The sequence below is a fragment of the uncultured Campylobacter sp. genome, from assembly GCF_937997465.1.
In the GTDB taxonomy this organism is placed as follows: domain Bacteria; phylum Campylobacterota; class Campylobacteria; order Campylobacterales; family Campylobacteraceae; genus Campylobacter_A.
This window is the reverse complement of the sequence record NZ_CALKTQ010000260.1, coordinates 1-4,720: the sequence shown is the minus strand read 5'-3', so window position 1 is coordinate 4,720 and position 4,720 is coordinate 1. Positions and strand designations below refer to the sequence as shown.

Genomic DNA, 4,720 nt, shown 5'->3' with positions numbered 1-4,720 from the left:
TTACTGGGCGAGCGAGCTTGCCGCTAGCGGCACGTCGCTGGGCGACAAATTTAAAATCGTCGCCCAAAATCTCGCGCAAAACGAGAGCGCGATCGTGGCCCAAATAAACACGGCGCAAGGACGAAAGGTTGATATTGGCGGATACTATAAGCCGGATGATAAAAAGGCGAGCGCGGCGATGAGGCCGAGTGCAATATTTAATCAAATTTTACAAAATCAAATTTTATAAAAAAGGAAAAAAATGAAAATTTCAGTTATCGGAGCAGGAAACGTAGGTGCAAGCGCGGCTAGCGCTATCTTGCTAAGAGGCATCGCAGACGAGATCGCGCTAGTGGATATATTTGGCGACGTGGCGCGCGCAAAGGCGATCGATCTATCTCAGAGCGCGGCGGTTTTTGGTCTGGACGTTAGAGTCGCTGGCGGGGATGATTTTGAGCTAGTTAAGGATAGTGACATCGTGGTCGTGACCGCCGGAAGCCCTAGAAAAGAGGGGCAGACTAGAGAAGATCTGCTGCTAAAAAACGCAGGCATCGTAAAAGGTACGGTGGAAAAAATCGCCAAATTTGCCCCAAACTGCGTCATCATAAACGTAACTAATCCGCTTGACGCGCTCACGTATCTAGTCTATAAAACGAGCGGTTTTGATAAAAGCAGGGTGCTGGGGATGGCTGGCGAACTAGACTCTGCGCGCCTAAAATACGAGATCTCTCAAAAAACGGGACTAAAAAACAGCGCATTTAGCGCACACATCATAGGCTCTCACAACGACGATATGGTCGCGCTACAAAGCAACGTGAGCGTGGATCTGGGCGGCGAATTTGACGCGGTAGCGCAGGAGGCCAAAACGGGCGGCGCAAAGATAGTTAAGCTACTTGGCACGTCGGCGTATTACGCTCCTGGCGCGGCTGCTGCCAAGATGTGCGAGGCGATAAAAACCGGCAGCGAACAGTGGCTAAGCTGCTGCGTGATAGAGGGCGAGTGCGCGGGCGGTAGGCTCGTTAAGCTAGGCAAGGGCGGCGTGCGCGAGATCAAACAACCAAGCGCGGAGGAAAAAGCGGCTCTTGAAAAAGGCGAATCGCAAACTGCCGTAAATATCAAATTTTTAAAAGAAAGCGGGGTAATCGCGTAGCTGATGTTTATAAAATCCAAGATAAAAACGAATCAAATTTGCGCGCTATTTTTGGCGACTTTTATTTCAGGCTGCGCTAATGTTTCGCCAAGCGCTCCCAAAAATACGCTGTTAACGAAGCAAAGTAAAACCCAAGCTACTACTTCGCTAGAAAAGGATAAAATCCAAAATTGGGGAAGCAAGACATTTCATGGTAAAACCGGCGACCGACTCGACGCAAAAGAAACGGCCCTGCTAAATCTCCTGCAAGGATATATAGGTAAAAGAGACGGCGGCGACTGCTCGGGCTTTGTGACGCTTGTGAATAAAAAATTAAATCGAGACTTTTTCGACGAAAAGGAGCTCGATAAATTTTACACTAAGCACGGTCTAAAAAGCGAAGCTATGTTTAAGCTTTACGAGAGTAAAAATCTGATCGCCTTTGACGATCCGAAGGTTGGAGATTTGGTATTTTTCAACAACACGACTAGAAGCACGAAAAATAACAAAAAAGCAAAAATCATCACTCACGTAGGCATAGTAAGTAGCGTAGAAAAAGATGGCACGGTTGGCTTTACGCATAACTCAAGAGGCAAAAATGCGGTGGATTTTATGAATCTAAAAAATAAAAACACGCGTAAAAAAGGCAACAAAGAGCTAAACTCCTATGTCGTATCTTGCAAAAATAACAATACGTCGTGTCTTGCGTCAAATAGATTTGCGGGATTTGGCAAAGCCAGCGTAAGGAGAAACTAAGTTTAACTGATTTTTGCTTATCGCTTCAAATTTACCGCCGTATCCGTATAAATTCGTCGTCAAATTTACGGATCGGCGGCGGTAAATTTGACTTTCTAAATTTGCTCTACGCCGAATTTACAGCAATATCCCCAAAAATCACAAAACATCCGCACGGGCGTTTCAAATTTGCTCGTTTTCATACAAAAAAACTCCAAATTTTATTTTACTATCCGATTTAAATACCAAATTTAACTTAAATGCTATAAAATTATCGTTACGAGTTAAATTTGATAAGGAAAAATATGCTGATAAAAACTGACGCCCCCGTCTGGGTCGATATCTCGCGCTGTAAGGCGTGCGATATCTGCGTGAGCCGCTGTCCTGCGGGCGTGCTGGCGATGGCCGTCGAGCCGCGCGCGGTGCTAGGCAAAACAATCGAAGTGGTATATCCGGAGGCCTGTATCGGATGCAGAGAGTGCGAGCTACATTGCCCCGATTTTGCTATTTATGTAGCGGAGAAGGGCTTTAAATTTGCCAAACTAACCGCCGAAAGTAAAGAGCGCGCGACCGCCGTAAAAGAGAATAAATTTGAAAAATTAGAGGCGGAGCAATGAGCGAATTTTTAAATAACAACGGCGGCAAAAGAGAAGTCATCGCTAGTGGCAACGAGCTAGTCGCGCTTGCGGCGGTGGAGTGCGGGTGTAACTTTTTTGGCGGCTATCCGATCACGCCAAGCAGCGAGATCGCGCACGAGCTAAGCGTGCTACTGCCAAAGCACAGCGGCAAATTTATCCAGATGGAGGACGAGATCGCTGGCATCTCGGTGGCGCTGGGAGCTTCGATGAGCGGGGCTAAGGCGATGACGGCAAGCTCGGGCCCCGGCATCTCGCTAAAAGCCGAGCAGATCGGGCTTGGCTTTATCGCGGAGGTACCGCTAGTGATCGTAAACGTCATGCGCGGCGGCCCTAGCACGGGTCTGCCTACCCGCGTGGCGCAGGGTGATCTCCTGCAGGCGAAAAACCCGACCCACGGCGACGTAAACAGCATCGTTATCGCGCCCTCAAGCCTAGAGGAGTGCTATACGCAGACCGTTCGCGCGTTTAATCTCGCCGAGCGGTTCATGACGCCCGTGTTTTTGCTACTGGACGAGACGATCGGACACATGTAAGCAAAGGCCGCGCTACCGCAGATTAGCGAGCTAGAGATCTACTCGCGCAAGCAGTTTAGCGGCGACCCTGCGGACTACCGCCCATACAGGGCCGCAGCCGACGAGCCTGCCGTGCTAAATAAATTTTTCGACGGTTACCGCTATCACGTTACGGGACTGCATCACGGCGAGACGGGCTTTCCGACCGAGGACGGCGCGGTCGTGGATTACAACATCAAGCGCCTTTTTAACAAAATAAACGCGCACGCGGACGAGTTAGAGCTCTGGGAGGAGTTTATGCTCGATGGCGCGGATATTTGCATTATCGCATTTGGCTCCGTGGCCCGCGCAGCAAAGGAAGCTGTGCTAAATTTACGCGAAAAAGGCGTGAAAGTAGGTCTTTTTAAGCCTATCACACTATTTCCGACGCCGAGCGAAAAACTACGCGAGATCTCGGCTAAATTTAGCAAAATTTTGATCTGCGAGTTAAATTTGGGCCAGTATAAGGGAGAGATAATCAAAGCTACGCTAAGAGACGACTTTAAGACGCTGCTAAAAGCCAACGGCCGTCCGATCAGCCCGCAAGAAATCGCGCAGAAAATAGGAGAATTTGATGGCATTTAACTACGACGACTACCTACGCACCGACAAAACGCCGACTCTGTGGTGCTGGGGCTGCGGCGACGGCGTGATACTAAAGGCGCTAATCCGCGCAATCCATAAGCTAGGCTGGGATATGAACGACGTGTGCGTGGTCTCGGGCATCGGCTGCTCTGGGCGCTTTAGCTCCTACATCAACTGCAACACCGTCCACACCACGCACGGTCGCGCGATCGCCTATGCTACAGGTATCAAGCTAGCAAACCCGGACAAACACGTCATCGTGGTAACCGGCGACGGCGACGGGCTAGCGATAGGAGGCAATCACACGATCCACGGATGCCGTAGAAATATAAATTTAAACCACGTTTTGATAAATAATTTCATCTACGGGCTAACAAACTCCCAAACAAGCCCGACTACGCCGATAGGATTTTGGACGGTGACGGCGCAGCAGGGCAACATCGATCCGAATTTTGATGCGTGCAAGCTCGCAACCGCCGCAGGAGCGACCTTTGTAGCGCGCAGCAGCGTGATAGAGCCTGCAAAGCTGGAAAAGATATTTGCCGAGGGCTTCGAGCACGACGGATACAGCTTTTTTGACGTATTTTCAAACTGCCACATAAATCTAGGTCGCAAAAATAAAATGAGCCAAGCTACGCAGATGCTCGAGTGGATCGACGGTCGCACGGTGAGCAAGGCTAAATTTGACGCGATGAACGAGGACGAGCGCGAGGGTAAATTTCCGCTCGGAGTGTTGCATAAAGACGAGTCGCGCATGGAGTACACCAAGGCCTACGACATGGTGATAAAAGCCGCCAGAGACGGCGAAAAGATCGACTTTGGAGCGCTAAAATGAAAAGGCAGTTAAGATTCGTCGGAGTGGGTGGTCAGGGCGTGATTTTAGCGGGCGAGATTTTGGCAGCGGCTAAGATCGAGGAGGGCGGATACGGCGTCAAAGCCTCGACCTACACCTCGCAGGTGCGTGGCGGACCGACGAAGGTCGATATCATTTTGAGCGAGCACGAGATTTTTTATCCGTATGCAAACGAGGGCGAGATCGAGTTTATGCTCGCTACCGCGCAGGTTAGCTTCGAGCAGTTTAAAGATGGCGTAAAAGATGGCGG

At 49.8% G+C, this 4,720-nt stretch carries 6 protein-coding genes and 1 pseudogene; all 7 read left to right on the top strand.

Translation table 11 applies throughout. The annotated features are described in order from the left end of the window. Positions 1 to 229, top strand: a 229-nt coding sequence (locus Q0546_RS08540) for an NADP-dependent isocitrate dehydrogenase (protein WP_298792187.1), incomplete at its 5' end; no start/stop codon positions are given. 12 nt (positions 230 to 241) lie between these two features. Further along, entirely contained in the window at positions 242 to 1,129 is an 888-nt protein-coding gene (locus Q0546_RS08535; RefSeq protein ID WP_298792185.1) for a malate dehydrogenase, read from the top strand. A gap of 3 nt (positions 1,130 to 1,132) precedes the next feature. Then, complete coding sequence (locus Q0546_RS08530) at positions 1,133 to 1,864, top strand: NlpC/P60 family protein (protein WP_298792183.1); 732 nt, start codon at positions 1,133 to 1,135, stop codon at positions 1,862 to 1,864. A gap of 284 nt (positions 1,865 to 2,148) precedes the next feature. Beyond that, a complete protein-coding gene (locus Q0546_RS08525; RefSeq protein WP_298792181.1) occupies positions 2,149 to 2,460 on the top strand; it encodes a 4Fe-4S binding protein in 312 nt (103 codons plus the stop codon). Continuing rightward, positions 2,457 to 3,617, top strand: a pseudogene (locus Q0546_RS08520) (2-oxoglutarate synthase subunit alpha). Before Q0546_RS08525 ends, Q0546_RS08520 begins: the two are co-directional and overlap by 4 nt. After that, positions 3,607 to 4,452 carry a 2-oxoglutarate ferredoxin oxidoreductase subunit beta gene (locus Q0546_RS08515; RefSeq protein WP_298792180.1) on the top strand — a complete coding sequence of 282 codons (846 nt, stop codon included), beginning with the start codon at positions 3,607 to 3,609 and terminating at the stop codon, positions 4,450 to 4,452. Before Q0546_RS08520 ends, Q0546_RS08515 begins: the two are co-directional and overlap by 11 nt. Continuing rightward, on the top strand, positions 4,449 to 4,720 hold a 272-nt coding region (locus tag Q0546_RS08510), incomplete at its 3' end, for a 2-oxoacid:acceptor oxidoreductase family protein (RefSeq protein WP_298792178.1). The genes Q0546_RS08515 and Q0546_RS08510, both read left to right, overlap by 4 nt.

Coding starts and splice junctions, on each gene's coding strand:
- Q0546_RS08525 (WP_298792181.1), top strand. CDS start 2,149: ATGCTGATAAAAACTGACGCCCCCGTCTGGGTCGATATCTCGCGCTGT.
- Q0546_RS08535 (WP_298792185.1), top strand. CDS start 242: ATGAAAATTTCAGTTATCGGAGCAGGAAACGTAGGTGCAAGCGCGGCT.
- Q0546_RS08530 (WP_298792183.1), top strand. CDS start 1,133: ATGTTTATAAAATCCAAGATAAAAACGAATCAAATTTGCGCGCTATTT.
- Q0546_RS08515 (WP_298792180.1), top strand. CDS start 3,607: ATGGCATTTAACTACGACGACTACCTACGCACCGACAAAACGCCGACT.